General features: G+C 72.8%; 22 protein-coding genes. 14 read left to right on the top strand and 8 right to left on the bottom strand.

Annotated features, from left to right (window positions below):
- Positions 1-116: 116 nt before the first annotated feature.
- The 4 genes from NX794_RS31780 to NX794_RS31765 form a co-directional block, all read right to left on the bottom strand.
- Complete coding sequence (locus NX794_RS31780) at positions 117-1,010, bottom strand: amino acid ABC transporter permease (protein ID WP_258783077.1); 894 nt, start codon at positions 1,008-1,010, stop codon at positions 117-119.
- On the bottom strand, positions 1,007-1,675 hold the full coding sequence (locus NX794_RS31775) for an amino acid ABC transporter permease (protein WP_258783075.1): 669 nt from the start codon (positions 1,673-1,675) through the stop codon (positions 1,007-1,009). The genes NX794_RS31780 and NX794_RS31775 overlap by 4 nt, the downstream gene beginning before the upstream one ends.
- Before the next feature lie 75 nt (positions 1,676-1,750).
- Positions 1,751-2,581, bottom strand: coding sequence for a glutamate ABC transporter substrate-binding protein (locus NX794_RS31770; RefSeq protein ID WP_258783073.1), 831 nt, complete (start codon positions 2,579-2,581; stop codon positions 1,751-1,753).
- Between the two features lie 68 nt (positions 2,582-2,649).
- The gene (locus tag NX794_RS31765) at positions 2,650-3,426 is read right to left on the bottom strand and encodes an amino acid ABC transporter ATP-binding protein (RefSeq protein WP_258783072.1); all 777 of its coding nucleotides are present in this window, start codon (positions 3,424-3,426) and stop codon (positions 2,650-2,652) included.
- A gap of 302 nt (positions 3,427-3,728) precedes the next feature.
- On the opposite strand from NX794_RS31765, the gene NX794_RS31760 reads away from it, so the two are divergent.
- Together NX794_RS31760 and NX794_RS31755 are read left to right on the top strand one after the other, a co-directional pair.
- Positions 3,729-4,415: a response regulator transcription factor gene (locus NX794_RS31760; RefSeq protein ID WP_258783070.1), complete on the top strand. Its 687-nt coding sequence runs from the start codon at positions 3,729-3,731 to the stop codon at positions 4,413-4,415.
- A gap of 9 nt (positions 4,416-4,424) precedes the next feature.
- Entirely contained in the window at positions 4,425-5,888 is a 1,464-nt protein-coding gene (locus tag NX794_RS31755) for a sensor histidine kinase (protein ID WP_258783068.1), read from the top strand.
- Here the strand turns inward: NX794_RS31755 and NX794_RS31750 are convergent.
- Positions 5,867-6,865, bottom strand: a complete 999-nt coding sequence (locus NX794_RS31750; protein ID WP_258783066.1) for a TAXI family TRAP transporter solute-binding subunit — start codon at positions 6,863-6,865, stop codon at positions 5,867-5,869. The genes NX794_RS31755 and NX794_RS31750 overlap by 22 nt on opposite strands.
- 108 nt (positions 6,866-6,973) lie before the next feature.
- On the opposite strand from NX794_RS31750, the gene NX794_RS31745 reads away from it, so the two are divergent.
- Positions 6,974-7,381 carry a pyrophosphohydrolase domain-containing protein gene (locus tag NX794_RS31745; protein WP_258783064.1) on the top strand — a complete coding sequence of 136 codons (408 nt, stop codon included), beginning with the start codon at positions 6,974-6,976 and terminating at the stop codon, positions 7,379-7,381.
- 9 nt (positions 7,382-7,390) lie between these two features.
- On the opposite strand, the gene NX794_RS31740 is transcribed toward NX794_RS31745, so the two are convergent.
- On the bottom strand, positions 7,391-8,818 hold the full coding sequence (locus NX794_RS31740) for a hypothetical protein (protein ID WP_258783063.1): 1,428 nt from the start codon (positions 8,816-8,818) through the stop codon (positions 7,391-7,393).
- Positions 8,819-9,086: 268 nt separating this feature from the next.
- On the opposite strand from NX794_RS31740, the gene miaB reads away from it, so the two are divergent.
- Positions 9,087-10,613, top strand: a complete 1,527-nt coding sequence (gene miaB, locus NX794_RS31735) for a tRNA (N6-isopentenyl adenosine(37)-C2)-methylthiotransferase MiaB (RefSeq protein ID WP_258783057.1) — start codon at positions 9,087-9,089, stop codon at positions 10,611-10,613.
- A 150-nt stretch (positions 10,614-10,763) separates the two neighbouring features.
- Positions 10,764-11,477: a class III extradiol dioxygenase subunit B-like domain-containing protein gene (locus NX794_RS31730; protein ID WP_258783056.1), complete on the top strand. Its 714-nt coding sequence runs from the start codon at positions 10,764-10,766 to the stop codon at positions 11,475-11,477.
- 10 nt (positions 11,478-11,487) lie between these two features.
- On the opposite strand, the gene NX794_RS31725 is transcribed toward NX794_RS31730, so the two are convergent.
- Complete coding sequence (locus NX794_RS31725) at positions 11,488-11,826, bottom strand: antitoxin (RefSeq protein WP_258783054.1); 339 nt, start codon at positions 11,824-11,826, stop codon at positions 11,488-11,490.
- Between the two features lie 160 nt (positions 11,827-11,986).
- On the opposite strand from NX794_RS31725, the gene miaA reads away from it, so the two are divergent.
- The 6 genes from miaA (at position 11,987) to hflX (ending at position 20,270) form a co-directional block, all read left to right on the top strand.
- A complete protein-coding gene (gene miaA / locus NX794_RS31720) occupies positions 11,987-12,925 on the top strand; it encodes a tRNA (adenosine(37)-N6)-dimethylallyltransferase MiaA (RefSeq protein WP_258783052.1) in 939 nt (312 codons plus the stop codon).
- 107 nt (positions 12,926-13,032) lie between these two features.
- Complete coding sequence (locus tag NX794_RS31715; protein ID WP_258783123.1) at positions 13,033-13,551, top strand: hypothetical protein; 519 nt, start codon at positions 13,033-13,035, stop codon at positions 13,549-13,551.
- Between the two features lie 76 nt (positions 13,552-13,627).
- Positions 13,628-14,497, top strand: a complete 870-nt coding sequence (gene dapF / locus NX794_RS31710) for a diaminopimelate epimerase (RefSeq protein WP_258783050.1) — start codon at positions 13,628-13,630, stop codon at positions 14,495-14,497.
- Between the two features lie 270 nt (positions 14,498-14,767).
- Positions 14,768-16,954 (top strand): RelA/SpoT family protein, encoded by a 2,187-nt coding sequence (locus NX794_RS31705; protein ID WP_258783049.1) that lies wholly within the window; start codon positions 14,768-14,770, stop codon positions 16,952-16,954.
- 110 nt (positions 16,955-17,064) lie between these two features.
- Positions 17,065-18,579, top strand: a complete 1,515-nt coding sequence (locus NX794_RS31700) for a M1 family metallopeptidase (protein WP_258783048.1) — start codon at positions 17,065-17,067, stop codon at positions 18,577-18,579.
- Positions 18,580-18,779: 200 nt separating this feature from the next.
- Positions 18,780-20,270: a GTPase HflX gene (hflX, locus tag NX794_RS31695; protein ID WP_258783046.1), complete on the top strand. Its 1,491-nt coding sequence runs from the start codon at positions 18,780-18,782 to the stop codon at positions 20,268-20,270.
- A gap of 82 nt (positions 20,271-20,352) precedes the next feature.
- Here the strand turns inward: hflX and NX794_RS31690 are convergent, their stop codons facing one another.
- Entirely contained in the window at positions 20,353-21,573 is a 1,221-nt protein-coding gene (locus tag NX794_RS31690) for a trypsin-like serine peptidase (RefSeq protein WP_258783045.1), read from the bottom strand.
- A gap of 352 nt (positions 21,574-21,925) precedes the next feature.
- On the opposite strand from NX794_RS31690, the gene NX794_RS31685 reads away from it, so the two are divergent.
- The 3 genes from NX794_RS31685 (at position 21,926) to NX794_RS31675 (ending at position 26,441) form a co-directional block, all read left to right on the top strand.
- Positions 21,926-23,485, top strand: coding sequence for a diaminobutyrate--2-oxoglutarate transaminase family protein (locus tag NX794_RS31685; RefSeq protein ID WP_258783043.1), 1,560 nt, complete (start codon positions 21,926-21,928; stop codon positions 23,483-23,485).
- A gap of 162 nt (positions 23,486-23,647) precedes the next feature.
- Positions 23,648-25,645, top strand: a complete 1,998-nt coding sequence (locus NX794_RS31680) for an IucA/IucC family protein (RefSeq protein WP_258783042.1) — start codon at positions 23,648-23,650, stop codon at positions 25,643-25,645.
- A gap of 67 nt (positions 25,646-25,712) precedes the next feature.
- Complete coding sequence (locus tag NX794_RS31675) at positions 25,713-26,441, top strand: GNAT family N-acetyltransferase (RefSeq protein WP_258783040.1); 729 nt, start codon at positions 25,713-25,715, stop codon at positions 26,439-26,441.
- Positions 26,442-26,459: the final 18 nt, after the last annotated feature.

Below are 26,459 nucleotides of genomic sequence, written 5' to 3'. Positions count from 1 at the left end.
GCGGGGTGCACGATCACGAAACGTATGCAACCCATTGGCAGAGTTTGCGTCAAGCGAACGGAGGCAGTGGCGATCACGCCACTGCCTCCGGCCCATTCATATGACTTGAGGGGGAGTCACCTCCCCGCTCCCGTGGCGGCCGTACCCGCGATGTCCGCCACGTCCTGCGCCCCCAGCACCGCGCCGGTCGACTTCTTGCCGCGGCGCAGCCGGCCCTCCAGCCAGCTCGCGAACGAGGTCAGCGAGAAGTTGATGACCACGTAGATGACGGCGACGACCGTGAAGGAGGCGATGGTGTTGGCGCCGTAGTAGCCGCTCATCGTGTTCGCGGCGGCGAGCAGTTCGGGGAAAGTCAGGACGGCGCCGCCGAGCGCGGTGTCCTTCACGATCACCACGAGCTGGCTGACGATCGCCGGGAGCATCGCGGTGACCGCCTGCGGCAGCAGGATGAGCCGCATCCCCTGGCTCTTGCGCAGCCCGATCGCCATGGCCGCCTCGGACTGGCCCTTCGGCAGGGCGAGGATGCCGGCGCGGACGATCTCGGCGAGCACGGAGGCGTTGTAGAGGACCAGGCCGGTGACGACGGCGTAGAGCGGCCGGTCGTCGGAGCTGACGTCGGTGTACTGGGAGTAGAGCGCCAGTCCGAAGATCATCAGTACCAGCACCGGGATCGCGCGGAAGAACTCCACGACGACCCCCGCCGGAACCCGCACCCACGCGTGGTCCGAGAGACGGGCGATGCCGAGGACGGCACCGAGCGGCAGTGCGATGATCATCGCGAGCGCCGCCGCCTTGAGCGTGTTCTGCAGGCCGGGCCAGATGTAGGCCGAGTAGGCCTCGGTGCTGCCGAGGTACGGCTTCCACAGCACCCAGTCGAGCTGGTGCTTCTCGTCCAGGGCCGTGTAGAGCCACCAGAGGACGGCCGCGAGCGCGGCTATGAAGAGGACCGTGTAGAGGACGTTGCGCTGTTTGGCGCGCGGTCCCTGGGAGTCGTACAGGAGCGAGCTCATCGCTTCACCGCCACCTTCTTGCCCACCCAGCCGAGGATCAGACCGGTCGGCAGGGTGAGGCAGCAGAAGCCGAACGCGATGATCGCGGAGATCAGGAGGAGCTGTGCTTCCTTCTCGACCATGTCCTTCATCAGCAGTGCCGCTTCGCCGACACCGATCGCCGCCGCCACCGTCGTGTTCTTGGTCAGGGCGATCAGTACGTTGGTCAGCGGGCCGACGGCCGCGCGGAAGGCCTGCGGCAGGACGACCACGAACAGCACCTGGGTGAAGCTCAGTCCGAGGGCCCGCGCGGCCTCCGCCTGGCCCACCGGCACCGTGTTGATGCCGGACCGGATCGCCTCGCACACGAAAGCCGAGGTGTAGACGATCAGACCGAGCACCGCCAGCCGGAAGTTGGCCGTCTTCACGATGTCACCGGCGCCGAGGCTGATGCCCAGCGTCGAGTACAGGCCGAGCGACGAGAACAGGATGATCACCGTGAGCGGGATGTTCCGCACGATGTTCACGTAGGCGGTGCCGAAGCCGCGCATCAGCGGCACCGGGCCCACGCGCATGGCGGCCAGCAGCGTGCCCCAGATCAGGGAGCCCGCGGCGGCCAGCAGGGTGAGCTGTACCGTCGTCCAGAAGGCGCCCAGTACGTCGTAACCGTCAAGAAAGTCGAACACGATCTCCCGTGCTTCCGCGTGTAGGGATGCCCGGGTGCGCCGCCCTCACGGACGGCGCACCCGCCGGGCGTTGCCTCAGCTCTTGATGTCGCCGATCTTCGGGGCGGGCTCGTTCTTGTAGCCGGCCGGGCCGAAGTTCTTGTCCACGGCCTGCTGCCAGGACTTGTCGGCCACCATGTCCTCAAGGGCCTTGTTGATCTTGGCCTTGAGGTCGCTGCCCTTCTTGACGCCGATGCCGTAGTTCTCGTTGGTCATCTTCAGGCCGCCGAGCTTGAACTTGCCCTTGAACTGGGCCTGGGCGGCGTAACCCGCGAGGATCGAGTCGTCGGTGGTCAGGGCGTCGATCGCCTTGTTCTGGAGACCCGTCAGGCACGCCGAGTAGGTGGGGTACTCCTGGAGCTGCGCCTTCGGAGCCAGCTTGTCCTTGACGTTCTGCGCGGAGGTGGAGCCGGTGACCGAACAGAGCTTCTTGTTGTTCAGGTCGGACGCGGTCTTGATCGAGTCGTCGTCGGCGCGCACGAGCACGTCCTGGTGGGCCAGCAGGTAGGGACCGGCGAAGTCCACCAGCTTCTGGCGCTCCGGGGTGATCGAGTAGGAGGCGGCGATGAAGTCGACGTCGCCACGCTTGAGCATCGTCTCGCGGTCCGCGCTCTTCGACTCCTTCCACTCGATCTGGTCGGCGCTGTAACCGAGCTTCTTGGCGACATAGGTGGCGACGTCCACGTCGAAGCCCGAGTAGCCCTGCGGGGTCTTCTGGCCGATGCCCGGCTGGTCGAACTTGATGCCGATGGTGATCTTCTTGCCGTCACCGGAGGACGTGTCGTCCTTGTCGCCGCCGCACGCGGTGGCGGTCACGGAGAGGGCGAGGAGGACGGCCGAGGCGGCGGTGACCTTGCGGAGCTTCATGGTGAAATCCTTTGGCGGTGAGGAACAAGGGCCCCTGAGGGGCGGGAGACGCGGCCGGAGCGCCGGCGTCAGTGGTGCAGGATCTTGGACAGGAAGTCCTTCGCGCGGTCGCTGCGCGGGTTGCTGAAGAACTGGTCGGGGGCGGCCTGTTCGACGATGCGGCCGTCCGCCATGAAGACCACGCGGTTGGCGGCCGAGCGCGCGAAGCCCATCTCGTGGGTGACGACGATCATCGTCATGCCCTCGCGGGCCAGCTGCTGCATGACCTCCAGGACCTCGTTGATCATCTCGGGGTCGAGGGCGGAGGTCGGCTCGTCGAAGAGCATGACCTTCGGTCCCATCGCCAGCGCCCGCGCGATGGCGACACGCTGCTGCTGGCCACCGGAGAGCTGGGCCGGGTACTTGTCGGCCTGGGTGCCCACGCCGACCCGGTCGAGCAGGGCCCGCGCCTTCTCCTCGGCCTGCTTCTTGTCCGCTTTGCGGACCTTGAGCTGGCCCAGCATCACGTTTTCGAGCACGGTCTTGTGCGCGAAGAGGTTGAAGGACTGGAAGACCATGCCGACGTCCGCCCGCAGCCGGGCCAGTTCGCGGCCCTCGTGCGGCAGGGCCTTGCCGTCGATCGTGATCGCGCCCGAATCGATCGTCTCCAGGCGGTTGATGGTGCGGCACAGGGTCGACTTCCCGGACCCGGAGGGCCCGATGACCACGACGACCTCGCCGCGTGCGATCGTCAGGTCGATGTCCTGGAGTACGTGCAACGCGCCGAAGTGCTTGTTGACGCTCTTCAGGACGACCAGGTCGTCGGACGCGGCCACGTCTTCCTTGGCCACCGATACATTGGTCATCGCTCTGGGGCTCCGTCCTCCTCGGGTTTCCGTGGACAGTAGTGAGCGACTGTGACCTGCGTCATCACATCTGAGGGAATTCTGAGCATCACGATCCGGTAGCAGCCGGACACGTGTCGTAGTGAGTACGACCCGCCCGCGTATCGGGCGGATAACGGAAGCGCCGGGCAACCGGAAGCCTCTTGACGCCGTCCTTATCCATCGGCGTGACTGCATGATGCACGCGTGCGTGCAGATGATCAGCAGATGATCACAGGCACGCGAACCACGACCGTACGACCGCTGAACCGGAGGGGGCCGGGATGAGACTGCTGCTCGTCGAGGACGACAACCACGTCGCCGCGGCCCTGTCCGCCGTCCTCGCGCGGCACGGCTTCGACGTCACCCACGCGCGCAGCGGCGAGGAGGCCCTGCAGGCGCTCGTGCCGGAGGGCGCCGGGTTCGGCGTGGTCCTGCTCGACCTCGGCCTGCCCGACCAGGACGGCTACGAGGTCTGCGGCAAGATCCGCAAGCGCACCAGCACCCCGGTCATCATGGTCACCGCGCGCTCCGACGTCCGCTCCCGCATCCACGGGCTCAACCTGGGCGCCGACGACTACGTGGTGAAGCCGTACGACACCGGCGAACTGCTCGCCCGGATCCACGCCGTCAGCCGCCGAACCGTGCCCGAGGACCAGCCGGACGGCGGCGACAGCGCCCTGCGGCTGGGGACGGTGCGCATCGAACTGCCCACCCGGCAGGTCAGCGTGGACGGCTCGGTCGTCCAGCTGACCCGCAAGGAGTTCGACCTGCTCGCGCTGCTGGCCCAGCGGCCGGGCGTGGTCTTCCGCCGGGAGCAGATCATCAGCGAGGTCTGGCGGACCAGTTGGGAGGGCACCGGCCGCACCCTGGAGGTGCACGTCGCCTCGCTGCGGGCCAAACTGCGCATGCCCGCGCTGATCGAGACCGTACGCGGCGTCGGCTACCGCCTCGTCGCCCCGGCCGCCTAGCGGGGACGGGTGCGCGCACGCCTTCTCCCGCTGCTCATCGTCCTGCTGGCGGCCGTCCTGCTCGCGCTCGGCGTCCCGCTCGCCGTCAGCGTGGCCGGCGCCCAGCAGCAGCGGGTCGTCGTCGACCGGATCGACGACACGGCGCGCTTCGCCGCGCTCGCCCAGTTCGTCACCGACGGTCCCGACGGCTCGCGCCGCACCACCACCGACGGGCGCCGGGAGACGCTGCGCGACGAACTGGACAGCTACTACGGCGTCTACGGCATCCGCGCGGGCGTCTTCTACCGCAACGGCTCGGCCATGGCCAACGCCCCCGGGGACTGGTTCGTACCGCCCCGGGGTGAGGTGCGCGAGGCCTTCGACGAGGCGCTGCTCAGCCGGCGCAGCCACGACCCCCGGCAGGTGTGGCCGTGGCAGCGCGGCAGACTGGTCGTCGCCTCGCCGGTGATCCGGGACGGGGACGTGGTGGCGGTCGTGGTCACCGACTCGCCGACCGGACAGCTGCGGTCGGGCACCCTGCGCGGCTGGCTGCTCATCGGGGCCGGGGAGAGCGCCGCCATGCTGCTCGCCGTCGGCGCGGCGCTGCGCCTGACCGGATGGGTGCTCAGGCCCGTGCGGGTCCTGGACGCCACCACCCACGACATCGCCACCGGACGACTGAAGTCCCGGGTGGCGGCTGCCGGCGGCCCGCCGGAACTCAGACGGCTGGCCCGCTCGTTCAACGAGATGGCGGACAACGTCGAGGACGTGCTGGAGCAGCAGCGCGCCTTCGTCGCCGACGCCTCGCACCAGCTGCGCAACCCGCTCTCGGCGCTGCTGCTGCGCATCGAACTGCTCGCGCTCGAACTGCCGGAGGACAATGAGGAGATCGCCTCGGTGCGCACCGAGGGCAAGCGCCTGGCGCAGGTCCTGGACGACCTGCTGGACCTGGCGCTGGCCGAACACGTCGAGGCCGACCTCCGGCTCACCGACGTCGGGGCGCTGGCCGGGGAGCGGGTGGCCGCCTGGGCGCCGGCCGCCGCCGCGAAGGGCGTCCGGCTGACCGGTGACTGCCCGCCCACCACTGCCTGGGCGGACCCGATCGCCCTGTCCAGCGCCCTGGACGCGGTGATCGACAACGCCGTGAAGTTCACCCCCGAGGACGGCACCGTGGAGGTCACCGTCACCGTCGACGGCGCCACCTCCACGGTCGTCGTCACCGACACCGGACCGGGCCTGACCGACGAGGAACTCGCGCGCGTGGGCGACCGTTTCTGGCGCAGCGGCCGACACCAGAACGTCAAGGGCTCGGGCCTGGGCCTCTCCATCACCCGAGCCCTCCTCACCGCGGGCGGCGGCACCCTCCACTACGCCCACCACGAGCCGCGCGGCCTGCGGGTGTCGGTGTCGGTGCCGCGGTATGCCGAGGCGGGGGCCCAGGAACCTGTGCTTCCCGGGGCACCGGCGCGCCGCTACGGCTTCACCGAGCGGTAATACCGCCGGGCGCCCTCCTGGAGGGGCAGGGGGTCGGTGTAGATCGCGGTGCGGACGTCCACGAGTTGGGCGGAGTGGACGTGGGCGCCGATGCCGTCGCGGCTCTTGATGACCGTGCGGGTCACCCACTCGGTCAGCCGGGGATCGACGTCGGTGCGGGTCATCAGCAGGTTGGACACGGCGATCGTCGGCACCTGGGTGCCCCGCTGCACGGCCGGATAGGCGGACTCGGGGATGTTGGTGGCCCGGTAGTAGCGCGCGCCAGGGCCCTCGCCGTGCAGCTTGGTGACGAGGTCGCCGTCGATCGGCACGAACGTGAAGGCACCCTTGTCGGCGAGCGCGACCAGGCCCTTGGTGGGCAGCCCGCCCGACCAGAAGAAGGCGTCGATCTTCCCCTGCTGGAGCCGGGCGGGACCGGTGTCTATGCCGTCGGAGACCGGGGTGATGCCGTGGTGCGGGTCGATGCCGGCCGCCTTCAGGACCCGGTCGGCTATCAGCCGGACACCGGAGTCGGGCAGCCCGGTCGCCACCCGCTTGTGCCGCAGGTCCGCCACGCTCTTGATGTCCGAGCCGCGGCGCACGATGAGGTGGACGTAGTCGTCGTAGAGCCGGGCCACACCGCGCAGCCGGCCGGCGCCGCTGCCGTGGTTGAGCGTGTACGTGTCCACCGCGTCGGCCGCCGCGATGGTGAAGTCGGCCTTGCCGGTCGCCACCCGCTCGACGTTCTCCTGGGAACCGGCGCTGCTGAGCAGCTTCACCTCAAGCCCGGGCATGTCCTTGGCCAGCTCGGTGCGCAGCCGCTCGCCGTACTCCTCGTAGACGCCCCGGGTGGTGCCGGTGCTGAACACGATCGTCCCGCTCGGCGGGGTCTCGCCCAGCGGCAGCAGCCACCACAGCAGCAGGCCGAGGGCCACGACACCGACGGCCGCGCTCTGCAGCACCCGGCGTCTGCCGGGCGGGGGGAAGACCTTGGACATGCGGGCGATCCTGCCAGCCGACCCGCACCCCTGACCAGGGCCGGGGTGACGTCGGGAGGAGGGTGGAGGGCGGAGGGCGGTGTCAGTGGTGGCCGCTAGGGTCGTCGCATGAGCACTTCGCCCGCCGACCTCGTCCGTGCCTTCCACCTCGCCTTCGGTCTCGACGCCCGCAGCGCGCCGGAAGAGGTGTCCCCCGAGCTGGCGGCGCACCGCGGGGAGTTGCTCGCCGAGGAGGCCGCGGAGGTCGCCGAGGTGGCGGTCGAGGGCCCCCTGGACCGGCTCGCGCACGAACTGGCCGACGTGGTCTACGTGGCGTACGGCACGGCACTGGTCCACGGCATCGACCTGGACGAGGTGATCGCCGAGATCCACCGCGCCAACATGAGCAAGCTCGGCCCGGACGGGCAGGTGGCCCGCCGGGCCGACGGCAAGGTCCTCAAGGGCGAGCACTACCGGGCGCCGGACGTCTCGGCCGTGCTGCGCCGCCAGGGCTGGAGACCCGGCGGCGCCGCCTGACACCGGGCGCTACGACGCCGACGTGCCGTTCGCCAGCTTCCACTCGTGGTGCAGCGCGCCCAGCGGGACGCTCCGGCGGAGGACCGGCGTGCCGAAGACGGAGAGCTGGAGCCGCAGGGTGCCGGACAGGTCGACACCGCCGTAGACACCCCAGGTGATCCGCGCCGCGGGCTTCTTCGCGGCGGAGGCGGTGGTGACCGAGCCGGCGGCCTCGCCGCGCAGATAGGGGGCGAGGTCGGCGGTGACACCGACCGCGCCGTAGAGGCCGACGGAGGCCTCGGCGCCGAGTGCGGTCTTCAGGCTGCCCGCGGTGGTGAGGGAGGCGCGCACCGGGGTGCTCCTGATGTCCGAGGAGCTGACCGGCGTCCATCCCCGGCCCGCGCCGAAGGTGCCGCCCGCCGTGAAGTCGCCCTTCAGGCTCTGCTCGACGTCGACGGTGACGTGCCCGTCGCCGCTCACCTGGAGGTAGCAGGTCAGGTCCAGGTTGACGACGACGGGGACGGGGCCGACCTGGAGCACGGGGTCGGCGTGCAGCTTGGCGAAGGGCACGCGCAGGGGTGTCCCGGTCGCGGCGGCGGCCCGGCCCCTGACCGCCCAGCCGGAGCGCCAGTTCCCGGACACGCCGAGGTAGGCCGAACCGGGGGCCGCGGTGCTGCCGTTGCCGCCGTAGGCGAAGTCGACCTGCGGGGCGACCTGCACGAAGCCCTTCAGCGAGGCGCCGGCGGAGACCGGGGCGTCCTCGGCCGTCGGCACCTCGGCGCGCACGTCCAGCCGCAGGCTGCCCAGCGGCACCGTCGAACCCTTGGGCCCCACGTGCACGTCACCGGCCTTCGACCAGGAAACCGTCACATCGGGCAGCAGCTTGTCGACGGTGAAGGACGCCGGGTCGACCGGTACGTCGCCCTTCGCGGTGCCGTCGCCCAGCAGGGCGTTGAGCGTGGCCGGTTCCGTCTGCACCTCGGTGCCGCGGTCCGTGTCGCCGACCACCTTCGTGACCTTGGCGAGCAGCCCGCGCGGCGCTCCCGGCGCGGGCGCGCTGGCGATGACGTCGCCCACGGCGGCCCGGTGCCGGGCGGCCGGGGGACTGGTGGGCGTCGGCGCGCTCGGTGAATTCCCGCCGCTCTTCGGCCCCTCGGTGATGACGGCGCGCCGGGTGCGGCTGTCGTACGAGCCGACGGTGAGCGTCGTCCGGTGCGCCCGCGCCCGGGACCCGCCCGGGGACGACGTGGCGGTGGCGGTCGCGGCCGGGGTGGGCGCGGCGGCGACGGTGAGCGCGTGCTCGGTGCCGTCGGCGGGACTGTCGTCGGCGCCGCTCTGCCGTCCGGGTCCGGCGGCGGCCGCCGGCTCGGAGTGGGGGGCCGGGGCGGAGGAGCAGGCGGCCGTGAGGAAGAGGGTGGTCACGGCGAAGGCGGGCAGCAGGGCACGGCTGTGCCTCATGCGTCTGCGCAAGGTGGGTCCTGAGTGCGAGTGGGGGGTGGCGGAGAGGTACCGGCACGCTCGGTTACTGGGAAGTAGAACCGGCCGGTAACTCCATGACGGTTCATGAGCATGCCATGGCCGCACGCACCTGACCCGCACGAACCGGCCAAGGTGACCCGAGGGGCGGGGAGTTCGGAGACCGGGGCGGGGCGGAGCCTCACGGGGGAGCGGAGGGTGCGGGCCGGCCGGGCAGGGGGTGTCCGGGGGAGCGCCTACCCTTGGAGACATGAGCAGCAGTGACCGGAGCCCCGCAGTGGACGCTCAAGCACCCAAGAGCTACGAGATCCGCACCTACGGGTGCCAGATGAACGTCCACGACTCCGAGCGGTTGTCCGGGCTGCTCGAAGAGGCCGGCTATGTGCGGGCGCCCGAGGGGGCCGATGGGGACGCCGACGTGGTGGTCTTCAACACCTGCGCGGTCCGTGAGAACGCCGACAACCGGCTGTACGGCAACCTCGGCCGCCTCGCGCCCCGGAAGGCCACCCGCCCCGGGATGCAGATCGCGGTCGGCGGCTGCCTCGCGCAGAAGGACCGCGACACCATCGTGCGGCGGGCGCCCTGGGTCGACGTCGTCTTCGGCACCCACAACATCGGCAAGCTGCCGGTGCTGCTGGAACGCGCGCGCGTGCAGGAAGAGGCGCAGGTCGAGATCGCCGAGTCACTGGAGGCCTTCCCCTCCACCCTGCCGACCCGCCGCGAGAGCGCCTACGCGGCCTGGGTGTCGATCTCCGTCGGCTGCAACAACACCTGCACCTTCTGTATCGTCCCGGCCCTGCGCGGCAAGGAGAAGGACCGCCGCCCCGGTGACATCCTCGCCGAGGTGGAGGCGCTGGTCGCCGAGGGCGTCTCCGAGATCACCCTGCTCGGCCAGAACGTCAACGCCTACGGCTCCGACATCGGCGACCGCGAGGCCTTCAGCAAGCTGCTGCGTGCCTGCGGCGCTGTCGAGGGCCTGGAGCGGGTCCGCTTCACCTCGCCGCACCCGCGCGACTTCACGGACGACGTCATCGCCGCCATGGCCGAGACGCCGAACGTGATGCCGCAGCTGCACATGCCGCTCCAGTCCGGCTCCGACACCGTCCTGAAGGCGATGCGCCGCTCCTACCGGCAGGAGCGCTTCCTCGGCATCATCGAGAAGGTCCGCGCGGCCATCCCGCACGCGGCCATCACCACCGACATCATCGTGGGCTTCCCCGGCGAGACGGAGGAGGACTTCGAGCAGACCCTGCACACGGTCCGCGAGGCGCGGTTCGCGCAGGCGTTCACCTTCCAGTACTCCAAGCGGCCCGGCACCCCGGCCGCGACCATGGACGGCCAGATCCCCAAGGAGGTCGTCCAGGCGCGCTACGAGCGGCTCGTCGCCCTCCAGGAGGAGATCTCCTGGGAGGAGAACAAGAAGCAGGTCGGCCGCACCCTGGAGCTGATGGTCGCCGAGGGCGAGGGCCGCAAGGACGGCGCCACCCACCGCCTGTCCGGCCGCGCCCCCGACAACCGCCTCGTGCACTTCACCAAGCCGGAGCAGGACGTGCGCCCCGGCGACGTGGTCACCGTCGAGATCACCTACGCCGCCCCGCACCACCTCCTCGCGGAGGGGCCCGCCCTCGGGGTGCGCCGCACGCGCGCCGGCGACGCCTGGGAGAAGCGGAACGCCGCCGAGGCCGCCAAGCCGGCGGGCGTCATGCTCGGCCTGCCCAAGATCGGTGTCCCGGCGCCGCTGCCGGTCGCGACGGGCAGCGGCTGCGGCTGCGACTGACCACCGGTACGACAGACAGCCGCTGCGACTGAGCACCGGTACACGGCACTGCGGCTGAGCACCGGTACACGGCACTGCGGCTGAGCACCGGTACACGGCACCCGCCCGACGAACCGCAGGACAGAGCGGTGACGGCGTAACCTGCCGATCATGCTTGTCGCCGCCGCCCTCTGCCCCTGTCCGCCGCTGCTCGTGCCCGAGGTCGCCGCGGGTGCCGCGCCCGAGCTGGACGCGGCCCGCGCGGCATGCGCGGATGCCCTCGGCGTCCTGGCCGCCGCCCGGCCCGACCTGCTGGTGGTGCTGGGCCCCGCCGGGCCGAGCGCACGCGGCCCGTTCCCGCAGGGCACCCCGGGCTCCTTCCGGGGATTCGGCGTCGACGTCGCCGTACGCCTGGGCCCCGCCACGGACGGGGCGCCCGAGCGAGAACTGCCGCCCTCGCTGGCCGTCGGCGCCTGGCTGCTGGAGCGGAGTGGCGGGCCCGATGCCCCGGTCGAAGGACTGGGCGTCGGGGAAACCCTCGAACCGGAGCGGTGCGCCGAGACCGGACGGGCGATCGGAGGGCGGGCCGCGCGGGTGGCGCTGCTGGTCATGGGGGACGCCAGCGCGTGCCGCACGGTCAAGGCGCCGGGCTATCTGGACGAGCGCGCGGCGCCCTTCGACGCCGAGGTGGCACGAGCGCTCGGCGCGGCGGACCTGACGGCGGTCCGGGCGCTCGACCCCCTACTGGCATCCGAGCTGAAGGCCTCGGGCCGCGCGCCCTGGCAGGTGCTGGCGGGAGCGGCCGAGGGCGCGGGACTCGGCGGCACCCTGCTGCACGAGGACGCGCCGTACGGCGTCGGCTACCTCGTGGCCACCTGGTCCTGATCCGCCCCGCTCAGGACGCCGGCGGGGGACCCTCCGGACGGGTCGGGGGCCTGGGCTCGGCGGACGCCGTCCCGGTGCCTTCCGGGTGGAGGGGGACGGTCGGATCGGCAGAGGTTCTGTCGGGACCGCTGCCAGGGCCCTCCTTGTGGGCGAGGCGGTCCATCGCGTCCTTCGCCTTGTCCGTGCCGGCGTGGATCTTGTCGGTGTACTTGCCCTTGGTCCGCTCGTCGACGGCCCGCGCGGCCTTGTCGATGCCGTGCTGGACCTTGTCCCCGTGCTGCCGCGCCAGGTCCGACACCTTGTCCTTGGCCGGGGCGAGCTTGTGCTTCATGTTGTCCAACAGACCCATGGTCCACCTTCCCTCGCGGGCGCCCGAACCCGCCCATATCCACTTCATACGGTACTCGTGAGGGCCGATTCGCGCGTCACCCGTGGTGATGAACCTCCCGCGAACCTCCCGCGACGGAGCTCGTTCCGGACCCGGCCCGCGGGTTTGCGAGACTGGTGCGGTGAGCAGTGCAGCCCCCGCCCCCCGTGTCATCGCCGTCGTCGGACCCACCGCGGCCGGAAAGTCGGACCTCGGAGTCTTCCTGGCCCGGCGACTAGGCGGCGAGGTCGTCAACGCCGACTCCATGCAGCTGTACCAGGGGATGGACATCGGCACCGCCAAACTGACACCCGAGGAACGCGGCGGCGTCCCGCACCACCTCCTCGACATCTGGGACGTGACGGTCACCGCCTCCGTCGCCGAGTACCAGAAGCTCGCCCGCGCGCGGATCGACGCGCTGCTCGCCGAGGGCCGCTGGCCGGTCCTGGTCGGCGGTTCCGGGCTGTACGTCCGCGGCGCCGTCGACAACCTGGAGTTCCCCGGCACCGACCCCGAGGTGCGCGCCCGTCTGGAGGAGGAGCTGGCGCTGCGCGGCTCCGGCGCGCTGCACGCCCGGCTGGCCGCCGCCGACCCGGAGGCCGCCCGCGCGATCCTGCCCGGCAACGGCCGCCGCATCGTGCGCGCCCTGGAGGTGATCGAGATCACCGGCCAGCCCTTCACGGCGAACCTGCCCGGTCACGACTCCGTCTACGACACCGTCCAGATCGGGGTCGACGTGGCGCGTCCGGAGCTGGACGAGCGCATCGCGCGCCGGGTCGACCGGATGTGGGACGCGGGTCTGGTCGACGAGGTGCGCGCCCTGGAGGCGCGCGGCCTGCGCGAGGGGCGCACGGCGGCGCGCGCGCTGGGTTACCAGCAGATCCTGGCGGTACTCGCCGGCGACTGCACGGAAGCGGAGGCGCGCGCCGAGACGGTCCGTGCCACCAAGCGCTTCGCGCGCCGCCAGGATTCCTGGTTCCGGCGCGATCCCCGGGTGCACTGGCTGAGCGGGGCCGCGGCGGACCGCGGGGAACTTCCGGAGCAGGCCCTGGCGTTGGTCGAACGACCGGTCACAGCCTGATCACGTGATGGCATCGGGATGCGCCGCCGGTCATCGGGGCCTTCGGCGCCGTGCCATCATCGAGCTTCGATCGACCAAGTGGAGCCTAGTTGGGAGGGCGCGTGGCGATGGAGGCCGGCCCTCGCGACACCGCACGGAGCACCGAGCACCTCACCACCGAGAGTGATGAGCCGGCCCAGGCCGACGACCGCCTGCCCGACGGCTCCCTGGCCGAGGACGGCCCCGACGAGACGCCGGACGTGGTGACCGCCGACGGACCCACCCCGGAGGAGATGTATCCGGGCGGCCCCGAGGTCGAGGTCGAGCTGCGCCCGCAGCGCCGGCTGCGGATCTGGCAGCTCGCGCCCATCGTGGCCCTCTCCGCGGTCGGCTCCCTGATGTTCGCGTTCCCGCTCGCCTTCGACTTCGGCGACAGCGGAGCCGTCATCGCCATGCTCGGCCTGCTGATCTGCTCCTGCGCCGCCGGCTGGGGCATGATGGCCGCCCGCCGGGTGGGCTATACCTGGCCCGGCCTGCCGGCGCGGGGCTCGGGCCGCCGCCCGGACTGGCGGGTCGCCCTCGGGTACGTGCTGCTGGTGGCGGTGGTCGTGGTGCTCGCCGTCTGGCGCGTGGCCAGACTCCGCTGAGCCGGACACCCCGCTGGGCCCGATGCCCCGCCGCTCCCCGATCCGGGGGCCACTCGCGCTCCCGTACGATCGAGGAATGAGCACGCGGATCGCCTTCCTCAAGGGTCACGGCACCGAGAACGACTTCGTGATCGTCCCGGACCCCGAGAACGCCCTCGACCTGTCGCCGGCCGCCGTCGCCGCCCTCTGCGACCGCCGGGCCGGCATCGGTGGCGACGGCGTGCTGCACGTCGTACGGACCGCCGCGCACCCGGAGGCCGCGCACCTGGCCGGCGAGGCCGAGTGGTTCATGGACTACCGCAACGGCGACGGCTCGGTCGCCGAGATGTGCGGCAACGGCGTCCGGGTCTTCGCGCGCTACCTCCAGCACGCCGGGCACGTGACCGAAGGAGACCTCGCGATCGCCACGCGCGCGGGTGTGAAGTCCGTACACCTCGCGAAGGACGGCGACGTCACCGTCGGCATGGGCAGCGCGCGCCTCCCCGAGGGCGAGGTCACGGTGAGCGTCGGCGAGCACGGCTGGCCCGCGCGCAACGTGAACATGGGCAACCCTCACGCGGTCGCCTTCGTGGCCGACCTGGCCGACGCGGGCCGCCTGCTCGACGCGCCGCCGGTCGGCCCGGCGGACGCCTATCCGGACGGGGTGAACGTCGAGTTCGTCGTCGACCGCGGCCCCCGGCACGTCGCCATGCGCGTGCACGAGCGCGGCTCCGGCGAGACCCGCTCCTGCGGCACCGGCGCGTGCGCCGTCGCCGTGGCCGCCGCCCGCCGCGACGGCGCCGACCCGGCCGTCACCGGCACCCCGGCCACGTACACCGTCGACCTCCCCGGCGGACGCCTGGTCATCACCGAACGGCCGGACGGCGAGATCGAGATGACCGGGCCCGCGGTGATCGTCGCCGAGGGCGAGATCGACGCCGAATGGCTGGAAAACGCGCTCCGTTGACCCGGCGAAACGGTCTCCGCCCCGTGGATCAGCGGTTCCGTCCGGCCGGGGCCGTTCGAAACCGCGGGCGAGTTCAGGGCAGGTGGCGCAAATCCTAAACCTCGTCACCATCGCTCGAATGGGTGATCCGTTTCACGCTCGGCCGGAGGCGGTCTGTCGCGGGTGGTGGGCTCGATAGCATCAAGCACCGGCACGGACGGGGGAACGTCGCCATCCCTGAGCCGCGTACGCCCTGGGGCCCCGTCCGCCGGTCACGAGCCGGAGGTGCCCATGAGTGCGGAGGCCACGAACCCTGCGACCCCTGGAGCGGTAGCGCCCGCGGTGCCACCGGCACTCACCGCGTCCGTCGCGCCCGCGGCGGCCCGCCGCAAGGCCCGGCCGCGGATCGACCTGCGCCGGCTCGGCCGGGTCGCGCTGCTCGGCACCGCCGTGCGCGGCAAACTGCCCGACGCCATCGGCCATGTGGTGGAGGCGCACCGCGCCCACCACCCCGACGCGGACCTCGAACCCCTGCGCCGCGCCTACGTCCTGGCGGAGTCCTCGCACCGCGGCCAGACGCGCAAGAGCGGCGAGCCGTACATCACCCACCCCCTCGCGGTGACCCTGATCCTCGCCGAACTCGGCGCCGAGACCACCACCTTGACGGCCTCCCTGCTGCACGACACCGTTGAGGACACCGATGTGACGCTGGCACAGGTGCGGGAACAGTTCGGCGAGGAGGTCCGTTACCTCGTCGACGGCGTGACCAAACTGGAGAAGGTCGACTACGGTGCCGCCGCCGAGCCCGAGACCTTCCGCAAGATGCTCGTCGCCACCGGCAGCGACGTACGCGTGATGTCGATCAAACTCGCCGACCGCCTGCACAACATGCGCACGCTCGGCGTGATGCGCCCCGAGAAACAGGCGCGGATCGCCAAGGTCACCCGTGACGTCCTCATCCCGCTCGCCGAACGCCTCGGTGTGCAGGCCCTCAAGACCGAGCTGGAGGACCTGGTCTTCGCCATCCTCCACCCCGAGGAGTACGAGCACACCAGGGAACTCATCGCCGAGAACGCCGCCCGGCCCGGCGACCCCCTGGCCGAGGTCGCCGACGAGGTCCGCGCGGTGCTGCGCGACGCCGGCCTGCCCGCCGAAGTCCTCATCCGCCCCCGGCACTTCGTCTCCGCGCACCGCGTGTCCCGGAAACGCGGGCAACTGCGCGGCACCGACTTCGGCCGGCTGCTCGTGCTGGTCGGGGAGGACGCCGACTGCTACGGCGTCCTCGGCGAACTGCACACCTGTATGACGCCGGTGGTCTCGGAGTTCAAGGACTTCATCGCCGTACCGAAGTTCAACCTGTACCAGTCGCTGCACACCGCCGTGGCGCGGCCGGACGGGCAGGTCGTCGAAGTCCTCATCCGCACCCACCAGATGCACAAGGTCGCCGAGGCGGGCGTCGTCGCGCTCGGCAATCCGTACGCCCCGGGGGCCGACGACCCGGCCGACGGCGAGCGGGCCGACCCCACCCGCCCCGGCTGGCTCTCCCGGCTGCTCGACTGGCAGCGGGGCGCGCCCGACCCCGACACCTTCTGGTCCACCCTGCGCGAGGACCTCGCCCAGGACCGGGAGATCACCGTCTACCGTCCCGACGGCGGCACCCTGGGCCTGCCCGAGGGCGCCACCTGCGTGGACGCCGCCTACGCGCAGTACGGCGAGGACGCGCACGCGTGTATCGGCGCCCGGGTCAACGAGCGCCTCGCCACGCTCAGCACCGTCCTGAGGGACGGCGACAGCGTGCAACTGCTGATGGGCCAGGACCCCGCCTCCGAGCCCTCCCGCGAATGGCTGGAGCACGCCCACACGCCGGCCGCCCGCATCGCCATCCAGCGCTGGCTGGCGACGCATCCCGGCGGCGGAGAGGCACCGGCCGAGGAGAGCCGCCCGGACCCCGCCGAGCAGGCCGCCCCCGACCGCGCCGGGCCCCGTGACGCGGCCGGTCCGGCCGACGGCGTCCCGGCCGACCGCTTCCGCGGCGCCGACGTCCTGGCGGACCGGCCCGACGCGCCCGTACGGCTCGCCGGGTGCTGCACGCCCGTGCCGCCGGACGGGATCACCGGGTTCACGGTGCGCGGGGGAGTGGTCACCGTGCACCGCGTGGAGTGCGCGGCGGTGGCGGACATGAAGAACCGGGGGCGCGCGGAGATCGGCGTGCGCTGGGGGGACGGCGCCGAGTGCCGCGTCACCCTGGTCGCCGAATCGTTCGGCCGCCCCCATCTGCTCGCCGACCTCACCGAGGCGATCGCCCTGGCGGGTGTCGAGATCGTCTCCGCCACCGTCGAACCGCCCAGCCAGCAGCGGGTGCGCCACACCTACACCCTCCAGCTCCCCGACGCGGCGGGCCTGCCGACCCTGATGCGCGCCATGCGGGACGTCCCGGGGGTGTACGACGTGAGCCGGGCCCAGGCACCCACCCCCTGAAGACCCCCTGAAGGCCTGACGGGCCCCGAAGGCTCCGCACGCCGACCCGATCGGGTGGATCGGGTGCGCGTCGGCACCGGGCGCCGGGCGTGCCCTGGTAGCGGTGGTCCATGCTGCTCACCCCTCGCCTCCGGACCCGGCTCCGGATCATCCGGCACCGGAAGGCGGCCCTGCTCGCCTCCGCCGTCTCCGTCTGCCTCCTCGCCGCCGCGGCCCCGGCCGAGCCCCTGGGCGTCGGCGACCGGCTCTACCCCTACCTCGGCAACCCCGGCTACGACGTGGCGTCGTACGACCTGTCGTTCGACTTCCCCGGCCGCAACGACAAGCCGTTGCGGGCCGTGACCACCATCGACGCCTGGACCACCGCCGACCTGGAGCGGATCAACCTCGACTTCGCGCACGGCACCGTCGGCTCCGTCGAGGTCGACGGCCGCCCCGCCGACTTCACCCGTGCCGGCGACGACCTGGTCGTCACCCCCGCGCACCCCCTGCACCGGGGCATGTGGACCCGGATCACCGTGCGCCACACGAGCGACCCGGTGTCCGAAGCGGACCAGGAGGGCGGCTGGGTGCGCACCACCGACGGCCTCGCCATGGCCAACCAGGCCGACGCCGCCCACCTGGTCTTCCCGTGCAACGACCACCCCTCCGACAAGGCCATGTACACGTTCCGGATCACCGTGCCGAACGCCTACACGGCCGTCGCCAACGGTCTGCCGACCGGAGCCGAGCGCACCGGGGACACCACCACCTGGATCTACCGCACCCGGCACCCCATGGCCACCGAGCTGGCCCAGGTCTCCATCGGCCGCTCCGCCGTCGTCCGCCGCGAGGGCCCGCACGGCCTGCCGCTCCGCGACGTCGTGCCCAGCGCCGACCGCAAGACCCTCGAACCCTGGCTCGCCAAGACGCCCGACCAGATCGCCTGGCTGGAGGGCAAGGTCGGCCGCTACCCCTTCGAGACCTACGGCGTGCTGATGGCGCAGGCCGCCACCGGCTTCGAACTGGAGACACAGACCCTCTCGCTGTTCGAGAAGGACCTGTTCACCGAGCCCGCCTACCCCAAGTGGTACATCGAGTCCGTCATGGTGCACGAACTGTCCCACCAGTGGTTCGGCGACAGCGTCAGCCCCCGCACCTGGTCCGACGTGTGGCTGAACGAGGGACACGCCACCTGGTACGAGGAGCTGTACGCCGAGGAGACCGCCGACCGGCCCATGGCGGACCGGATGAAGGCGGCCTACGGCGCCTCCGACCGCTGGCGCGAGGCCGGCGGACCGCCCGCCCGCCCCAAGCCGCCCGCCCCCGGTCAGAAGATCGGCATCTTCCGCGCGAACGTCTACGACGGCGCCGCGCTCGTCCTGTACGCCCTGCGCCAGGAGATCGGCCGCCCGGCCTTCGAGCGGCTGGAGCGGCTGTGGGTCCAGGAGCACCGGGACTCCACCGCCGGCACCGCCGACTTCATCCGGCTCGCCTCCGCGGTCGCCGGACGCGATCTCGACGGCTTCTTCCAGGCCTGGCTCTACGGCGCGAAGACCCCGCCGATGCCGGGCCACCCCGACTGGAAGCCCCAGGCCGCCGCCAAGGCCACGCCCCGGACCCCCCGGGCGCAGGGCCACCGCTAGGGCATCCCGCGCGCCGCCCCGCGCGCCGATAACACGGTGACGAGACGTGCCGTCCCGTGCGACCATCTTCAGGTCGGCATCGGGGCGGCGCGGCGGGGGAGGCGGGAATCTCCCGGGGTACTCGCGCGTTGTACAGGATGAGCGGTCCGCCCGGCCGCCCACGGAGACCGGCACGGTAATCCCATCGACGTAAGGATCCAATGACCTCCTCTTCTTCCCCTTCCCAGGACACCAAGCGCCTCGCGCACGACTACCCCGAGGGCCTGCGGGCCGATGCCCTGATGGAAGAGGACGTCGCCTGGAGCCACGAGATCGACGGCGAGCGGGACGGCGACCAGTTCGACCGCTCCGAGCGCGCGGCCCTGCGCCGCGTGGCCGGCCTGTCCACCGAGCTGGAGGATGTCACCGAGGTCGAGTACCGGCAGCTCCGTCTGGAGCGGGTCGTGCTCGTCGGGGTGTGGACCACCGGCACCGCACAGGACGCCGACAACTCCCTCGCGGAGCTGGCCGCCCTCGCGGAGACGGCGGGCGCCCTCGTGCTCGACGGCGTCATCCAGCGCCGCGACAAGCCCGACGCGGCCACCTACATCGGCTCCGGCAAGGCCCTGGAGCTGCGGGACATCGTCCTCGACACCGGCGCGGACACGGTGATCTGCGACGGTGAGCTGAGCCCCGGCCAGCTGATCCAGCTGGAGGACGTGGTCAAGGTCAAGGTCATCGACCGTACGGCCCTGATCCTGGACATCTTCGCCCAGCACGCCAAGTCCCGGGAGGGCAAGGCGCAGGTCGCGCTCGCGCAGATGCAGTACATGCTGCCGAGGCTGCGCGGCTGGGGCCAGTCGCTGTCCCGGCAGATGGGTGGCGGTCGCGGCGGGCTCGCCACGCGTGGCCCCGGTGAGACCAAGATCGAGACGGACCGGCGCCGGATCCGCGAGAAGATGGCGAAGATGCGCCGGGAGATCGCGGACATGAAGACCGGCCGCGAGGTCAAGCGCCAGGAGCGCCGCCGCAACAAGGTGCCGTCCGTGGCCATCGCGGGCTACACCAACGCGGGCAAGTCCTCCCTCCTCAACCGGCTCACCGGGGCCGGCGTCCTGGTCGAGAACGCGCTGTTCGCGACCCTGGACCCGACCGTGCGCCGCGCGGAGACCCCGAGCGGCCGGCTGTACACGCTGGCGGACACCGTCGGCTTCGTCCGGCACCTGCCGCACCACCTGGTCGAGGCGTTCCGCTCCACCATGGAGGAGGTCGGCGACTCCGACCTGATCCTGCACGTGGTGGACGGCTCGCACCCGGACCCGGAGGAGCAGCTTGCCGCCGTGCGCGAGGTGATCCGGGACGTCGGCGCCACCGGGGTGCCCGAGATCGTCGTCATCAACAAGGCGGACGCCGCCGACCCGCTGGTCCTCCAGCGGCTCCAGCGCACGGAGAAGCGCTCGATCACCGTCTCGGCCCGCACCGGCCAGGGCATCGAGGAACTGCTCACCCTGATCGACGACGAGCTGCCCCGCCCCTCGGTCGAGGTCGAGGCGCTCGTGCCGTACACGCACGGCAAGCTCGTCGCCCGCGCCCACACCGAGGGCGAGGTGATCTCCGAGGAGCACCTCGCGGAGGGCACCCTGCTCAAGGCCCGGGTGCACGAGGAACTGGCGGCGGACCTGGCGCCGTACGCACCGGTCTCCGCGAGCTGAGCCACCCGCCGGTGCACCGCCGAAGGCCCGCCACCCCGCAAGGGGCGGCGGGCCGTCGCCGTATCCGGTGCCTGTACGGACGTCAGCGCCCGGCGAACTTCCGGCTCACCGAGTCGTACACGCCCTTGGCCACGTCACCCAGCCGGGGACCGGCCAGCCAGCCCGACTTCACCGGGCCGATGGAGGTGTTGGAGACCAGGGCCGGCTTGCCGTCCGCCCCCGTCTCCACCCAGCCGCCGCCCGAGGCGCCGCCGGTCATCGTGCAGCCGATCCGGTACATCGTCGGCGCCGACGCCTGCAGGGACAGCCGGCCCGGCCTGTCCTGGCACCGGTACAGCAGCCGGCCGTCGTAGGGGGCCGCCGCCGGATACCCGGACGCGGTGATGCTGTTCACCTTCGGCACAGCGGGCGCGTCGAAGTTCACCGGCAGCGCCCCGCCGACGGTCTCCTCCAGCGACTTGCCGTCACCGCCCTGCTCCGGCGTGACATGGATGACCGCGAAGTCGTACGAGGCGCCGTCACCGCCGCTCTCGCCGCCCTGGTCGATCCACTGCTGCGAGGTCTGCGCCTCGTCGGCCCACCAGACGCCGTACGGAGCCACCTCGGACCGGCTCGCGCTCTTCAATTGGGCGGCCGACATACCGGCGTTGTTGTACGACGGCACGAAGGCGATATTCCGGTACCAGCCGCCGCCCTTGCCGGCGTGCACACAGTGGCCCGCCGTCCAGATCATGTTGGACTTGCCCGGGTGCGCCGGATCGGTCACGACCGTCGCCGAGCAGACCATGGTGCCCTCGGGGGAGTCGAAGAACACCTTGCCCGAGGTGGCGGCGTTGGAGTGGTACGGCGGCGCGACGGTCTGGGCCCGCACCGGCTGCGGCGTCGGGTCGGTGACGCCCTGGTCACCGGAGAGGTCGTTCTCGTCGACACCCTTGTCGGGATCGTTCGCGTCCCGCATCCGGTCCGGGTTCCACAGCCCCTTGATGATCGGGTTGATGAAGTCGTCGGCCTCGCGCAGCCAGTCGTCCCGGTTCCAGTTCTTCCAGGCGCCGTCCTGCCACTTGTCGACGTCGATGCCGTGTTCCTTCAGCCTCTTCTTGAGGTTGTCCGGAATCCGGATCTTGCCGTCGCCGGAACCCACGGTCGCGGTGGCGGACGGCCGGCCGTCGGCGTTGTCGTCGCCGTTGCAGGCGGTGGCGGTCAGCGCCAGCGCCGGGACGAGGGCGAGCGCCGCCAGCGCGGACGGAGTACGGCGCCTGCCCCCTCCTCGCCGGACGGTGGACGACGGCCGTATGGATCGCATGGTGGTGACTCCCCCTGCTGTGAAGGAACTCGTGCTCGGCCCGGGACACCGGCCGCGCACCCGTGGGGAGTTCACGCCGGTCCCCGGCCCTTCGGGAACGGCCTCACACACTATGCGCTCGCTGTGGGGGACTTCCCACGGGGCGGCAACGGTTCGGCTACAAGCCGTCCGACCCGGCCGACCGGGCGCGCGGGACACCGATGCGAGCCCCCTCACGCCCTGCCTCGCGCAACGAATCCGTCCTGACCCGTAACCCGGCGGGCCGTCGGCGGTTGTAGCGGTGGGGGGCCCGCTGCCTGCGCCCGGTCCCCGGCATCAGCTCGCCTGTGAACCGCGGGGAGGACGACGCGCCGTGGCCGTTACGGATTCGGTGGCCCAAGGGCCGCAGGAACAGGCACGTGCCGTGCCCGAGGGGATCCTCGGCCGCCAGTCGGCGCGGGAGTCCTCGGCCCGCACCTACGCCCGCGCCCTGCCCATCGTGCCGGTCCGGGCCCGCGGGCTCACCATCGAGGGCGCCGACGGCCGCCGTTACCTGGACTGCCTCTCCGGCGCCGGCACCCTCGCGCTCGGCCACAACCACCCGGTCGTGCTGGAGGCCGTCCGGGGGGTCCTCGACTCCGGCGCCCCGCTCACCGTGCTCGACCTCGCGACCCCCGTCAAGGACGCCTTCGTCACCGAGCTGTTCCGCACCCTGCCGCCCGGCCTCGCCGAGCGCGCCCGGGTCCAGTTCTGCGGGCCGGCCGGCACCGACGCCGTCGAGGCCGCCCTGAAACTGGCCCGGGCCGCGACCGGCCGCACCGGCGTCCTCGCCTTCACCGGCGCCTACCACGGCATGACCGCCGGCGCGCTCGCCGCCTCCGGAGGCGCCCCCGAGGTCCAGGTGACCCGCCTGCCCTACCCGCAGGACTACCGCTGCCCCTTCGGCGTCGGCGGCCCGCGCGGCGCCGAACTCGGGGCCCGCTGGACCGAGTCCCTGCTCGACGACCCCAAGTCGGGCGTGCCGCTGCCCGCCGGGATGATCCTCGAACCCGTGCAGGGCGAGGGCGGCGTGATCCCCGCGCCGGACGCGTGGCTGCGCCGGATGCGCCGGATCACCGCGGACCGGAACGTTCCGCTGATCGCCGACGAGATCCAGACCGGCGTCGGCCGCACCGGGGCCTTCTGGGCCGTAGACCACAGCGGCGTCACCCCCGACATCATGGTCATGTCCAAGGCCATCGGCGGCAGTCTGCCCCTGGCCGTGATCGTCTACCGCGAGGAGCTGGACGTCTGGGAGCCCGGCGCCCACGCGGGCACCTTCCGCGGCAACCAGCTCGCCATGGCCGCCGGCACCGCGACCCTCGCCTACGTCCGCGAGCACGGCCTCGCCGCCCGGGCCGCCGACCTCGGCGCTCGCATGCTGTCCCAACTCGACCGATTCCTGCGTGATTTCGCGTGCGTCGGCGAGGTGCGGGGGCGGGGGCTGATGATCGGGGTGGAGGTGGTGGAGCCGGAGGCGGAAGCCCCGGACGGTGGCTCGGTGGTTCCGGGCGGCTCGCACATTCCGGCTGCCTCGGCCGGCTCCATGGCTCTGGATGCCTCGGGTGGTTCTGAAGCCCCGGCTGCCCCGGCTGCCTCGGCTGCCTCGGTCGCGTTGGACGCCGTGACGCCGGACGGCCCGGAATCCGCCGGCGCACCCCGCCCGGCCGCGCCCCACCTCGCCGCGGCCGTGCGGCGGGAGTGCCTCGCACGCGGGCTGATCGTCGAGCTCGGCGGCCGGCACGCGTCCGTGGTCCGGCTGCTGCCACCCCTGACCATCAGCGACGAACAGGCCGAGGCCGTCCTCGACCGGCTCACCGACGCGGTGACGGCGGTGGCCCGCGACCACCCCCGGCACCCGCGCCCCGGCGCCCCGGGCCGGCCCGCGGACTGAACACCGCCGGCCGGTGACCGGCACCCGAGACCGCCCCGACCACCCGCCCGAAGGAGACCGGGCCGCCCTCCCCGAGGCAGGCGCCCCTTCTGCGGCCCCCGTGGTCGAGCGGCGCCGGACCCGGCCCGCGAGCCACTCCTTCCCCAGCCCCTGGAGCCCGCCATGAACGACACCCCCGCTTCCGACGGCCGCTCCGGCGCTCCCGACGAACAGGGGGACGCCGGCGCCTCCAACTCACCCGTCCCGCTCGCCGAGGCGGTTCCCCAGCAGAAGCGGCGCAGCGTCTCCTTGGTCCGGCAGCCGGAGCCGGGCGCCGACCCGCTGGAGCACCCCGACCCCGACGCCGCCGCGGGGGCAGCCGCGGTGGAGAACCTGCTGCGGTGCTGGGTGCGCGAGACCGGCCTCCCCGCCCCCGCCGGCGGTGTCCTGCACGTGCCCCTGCCGGCCAGCGGCACCGCCCTGACCGTGCCGGTCCGCTACTGGTCCCCGACGGGCTGGCACCGCTTCGGACCGCCCCGCCTCACCGGCACCCCCGTCGACGCCCCGCCCGCCGACGCCGTGACGCTCGCCGCCCTGCTCACCCGGGAGAGCGCGCCGGACCCGCGCCCCGGCGAGAGCGCCACCGTGCCCCTCGCCCGGGAGACCGAGGACGGCCCCCGCCGCACCGCACCCGGCACCGGGACCGGTGGCCACGGTGACGACGGCGACCTCGCGGCCCGGGTCGCCGACTCCCTGCGCCGTACCGCCGTCTTCGTCCGCGACCGGCGCGCCCACCCCGCCGACGGCCCCGACCGCTTCCTCTCCGCCGAACAGGCCCTCCTGCTCGGCCACCCCCTGCACCCCACCCCCAAGAGCCGCGAGGGCCTGACGGAGTCCGAGGGCCGCCGGTACTCACCCGAACTGCGCGGGGCCTTCCCGCTGCACTGGCTGGCCGTCGCCCCCGCCCTGCTCGCGGCCGACTCCGCCTGGACCGAACGCGGCCGTGCCGTGCCCGCCGGGGACCTCACCCGACGCCTCGCCGCCACCGCGCTGCCCCTGCCCGACGGCTACGCCGCCCTGCCGCTGCACCCGTGGCAGGCCCGCGAGACACGGCACCGCGAGCCCGTCGCCGCACTCCTGGACTCCGGGCTGCTGCGCGACCTCGGCCCCGCCGGACCGCCCTGGCACCCCACGTCCTCCGTCCGCACCGTCCACCGGTCCGGGGCGCCCGCGATGCTCAAGCTGTCCCTGGGGCTGCGCATCACCAACTCCCGCCGGGAGAACCTGCGCAAGGAGCTGCACCGCGGGGTGGAGGTGCACCGGCTGCTGCGCGCCGGGCTGGCGGAGCGGTGGGGGGCCGCGCACCCCGGCTTCGACATCGTCCGCGACCCGGCCTGGCTCGCCGTCGACGGCCCGGACGGGCTGCCGGTGCCCGGCCTTGACGTGGTGATCCGGCACAACCCGTTCGCCCCGGCGGACGACGTCGGCTGCGTCGCCGGACTCCTCTCGCCCCGGCCGCTCCCGGACCCCGACTCCGGTGAGGATCGTGGCACGTGGCCGATGCGGTCCCGGCTGGCCCGGCTGCTGGCCCGGCTCGCCGCCCGCACCGGCAGACCGGTCGGGGCCGTCGCCGCCGAGTGGTTCCTGCGGTATCTGGAGCACGTCGTACGGCCCGTGCTCTGGCTGGACGGCGCGGCGGGCATCGCCCTCGAAGCGCACCAGCAGAACACGCTGCTGCTGCTGGACGGCGACGGCTGGCCCGCCGGCGGCCGGTACCGCGACAACCAGGGGTACTACTTCCGCGAATCCCGGCGCGCCGAACTGGAGGCCCGGCTGCCCGGCGTCGGCGAGCGCAGCGACACGTTCGTCTCCGACGAGGTCACCGACGAACGCTTCGCCTACTACCTCGCCGTCAACAACGTGTTCGGCCTGATCGGCGCCCTCGGCTCCCAGCACCTCGCCGACGAGCGGCTGCTGCTGGCCGCCTTCCGGCGCTTCCTCACCGGCCTCGCCACCGGCCCCGGCGCCCCGCGCAGCCCGCTGCCCGCCCGGCTGCTCGACTCGCCCGTCCTGCGTTGCAAGGCCAACCTCCTGACCCGGCTGCGCGGCCTCGACGAACTCGTCGGCCCGGTCGACACCCAGTCCGTCTACGTCACCATCGCCAACCCCCTGCACGCCTGATCCCGCCGTCGAGGACCGGACCCGCCGCCGAGTCTCCGCCCCCGTCGCCTCCTGAGAGGAGCGCGTCATGCCGCCCGCCGACGCGAACGCAGCCCACGGTCCCGCCCGCACCGGCCCCCTGTTCGGCGTGTTCTCCGTCGAGGACGACGACGGGGACTGCGAGGACACGCTCGACCTGCATCTGCCCGCCGAGTACCTCGCCCTGTTCGCGTCGGGCACCACGGACAGCCCGGACCTCCTGGACCGGGTCGCCGCCTGGGGCCCGGCCGCCACCCCCGTCGGCTCCTTCCACCTGGTGCCGGTCCGCCTCCCGCACGACCTGCCGCTGCTCCACGGCTGGATGAACGACCCCGCCGTCGCTGAGTTCTGGGAGCTGGCCGGCCCCGAGGAGCGGACGGCGGACCACGTGCGGGCCCAACTGGACGGCGACGGACGCAGCGTGCCGTGCCTCGGGCTGCTGGACGGCGTACCGATGAGCTACTGGGAGATCTACCGGGCCGACCTGGACCCGCTCGCCCGCCGCTACCCGGCCCGCCCCCACGACACCGGCGTCCACCTGCTCCTGGGCGACGCCGGGGACCGGGGGCGCGGCCTGGGCCCGGCCCTGCTCCGGGCCGTGGCCGGCCTCGTGCTCGACCGGCGCCCCGCCTGCGCGCGCGTGGTGGCGGAACCGGACCTGCGCAACACCCGGTCCGTCGCCGCGTTCCAGAGCGCCGGCTTCCGCCGCGCGGCCGAGGTCGACGTGCCCGGCAAGCGGGCCGCCCTCATGATCCGCGACCGGAACCCGCGACCGTAGTACCCCGCTCCGACGTGC

It is taken from the genome of Streptomyces pyxinicus, from assembly GCF_024753135.1.
In the GTDB taxonomy this organism is placed as follows: domain Bacteria; phylum Actinomycetota; class Actinomycetes; order Streptomycetales; family Streptomycetaceae; genus Streptomyces; species Streptomyces pyxinicus.
This window is presented reverse-complemented; position numbering and strand designations above follow the sequence as displayed.

Excerpts from the sequence above, each read along its gene's own strand:
- NX794_RS31765 (WP_258783072.1), bottom strand. The coding sequence starts at position 3,426 with ATGACCAATGTATCGGTGGCCAAGGAAGACGTGGCCGCGTCCGACGAC.
- NX794_RS31725 (WP_258783054.1), bottom strand. The coding sequence starts at position 11,826 with ATGGGTCTGTTGGACAACATGAAGCACAAGCTCGCCCCGGCCAAGGAC.
- NX794_RS31700 (WP_258783048.1), top strand. The coding sequence starts at position 17,065 with ATGCTGCTCACCCCTCGCCTCCGGACCCGGCTCCGGATCATCCGGCAC.
- NX794_RS31770 (WP_258783073.1), bottom strand. The coding sequence starts at position 2,581 with ATGAAGCTCCGCAAGGTCACCGCCGCCTCGGCCGTCCTCCTCGCCCTC.
- NX794_RS31705 (WP_258783049.1), top strand. The coding sequence starts at position 14,768 with ATGAGTGCGGAGGCCACGAACCCTGCGACCCCTGGAGCGGTAGCGCCC.
- dapF (WP_258783050.1), top strand. The coding sequence starts at position 13,628 with ATGAGCACGCGGATCGCCTTCCTCAAGGGTCACGGCACCGAGAACGAC.
- NX794_RS31740 (WP_258783063.1), bottom strand. The coding sequence starts at position 8,818 with ATGAGGCACAGCCGTGCCCTGCTGCCCGCCTTCGCCGTGACCACCCTC.
- NX794_RS31745 (WP_258783064.1), top strand. The coding sequence starts at position 6,974 with ATGAGCACTTCGCCCGCCGACCTCGTCCGTGCCTTCCACCTCGCCTTC.
- NX794_RS31680 (WP_258783042.1), top strand. The coding sequence starts at position 23,648 with ATGAACGACACCCCCGCTTCCGACGGCCGCTCCGGCGCTCCCGACGAA.
- NX794_RS31750 (WP_258783066.1), bottom strand. The coding sequence starts at position 6,865 with ATGTCCAAGGTCTTCCCCCCGCCCGGCAGACGCCGGGTGCTGCAGAGC.
- miaB (WP_258783057.1), top strand. The coding sequence starts at position 9,087 with ATGAGCAGCAGTGACCGGAGCCCCGCAGTGGACGCTCAAGCACCCAAG.
- NX794_RS31760 (WP_258783070.1), top strand. The coding sequence starts at position 3,729 with ATGAGACTGCTGCTCGTCGAGGACGACAACCACGTCGCCGCGGCCCTG.
- hflX (WP_258783046.1), top strand. The coding sequence starts at position 18,780 with ATGACCTCCTCTTCTTCCCCTTCCCAGGACACCAAGCGCCTCGCGCAC.
- NX794_RS31780 (WP_258783077.1), bottom strand. The coding sequence starts at position 1,010 with ATGAGCTCGCTCCTGTACGACTCCCAGGGACCGCGCGCCAAACAGCGC.
- NX794_RS31675 (WP_258783040.1), top strand. The coding sequence starts at position 25,713 with ATGCCGCCCGCCGACGCGAACGCAGCCCACGGTCCCGCCCGCACCGGC.
- NX794_RS31690 (WP_258783045.1), bottom strand. The coding sequence starts at position 21,573 with ATGCGATCCATACGGCCGTCGTCCACCGTCCGGCGAGGAGGGGGCAGG.
- NX794_RS31715 (WP_258783123.1), top strand. The coding sequence starts at position 13,033 with ATGGAGGCCGGCCCTCGCGACACCGCACGGAGCACCGAGCACCTCACC.
- NX794_RS31730 (WP_258783056.1), top strand. The coding sequence starts at position 10,764 with ATGCTTGTCGCCGCCGCCCTCTGCCCCTGTCCGCCGCTGCTCGTGCCC.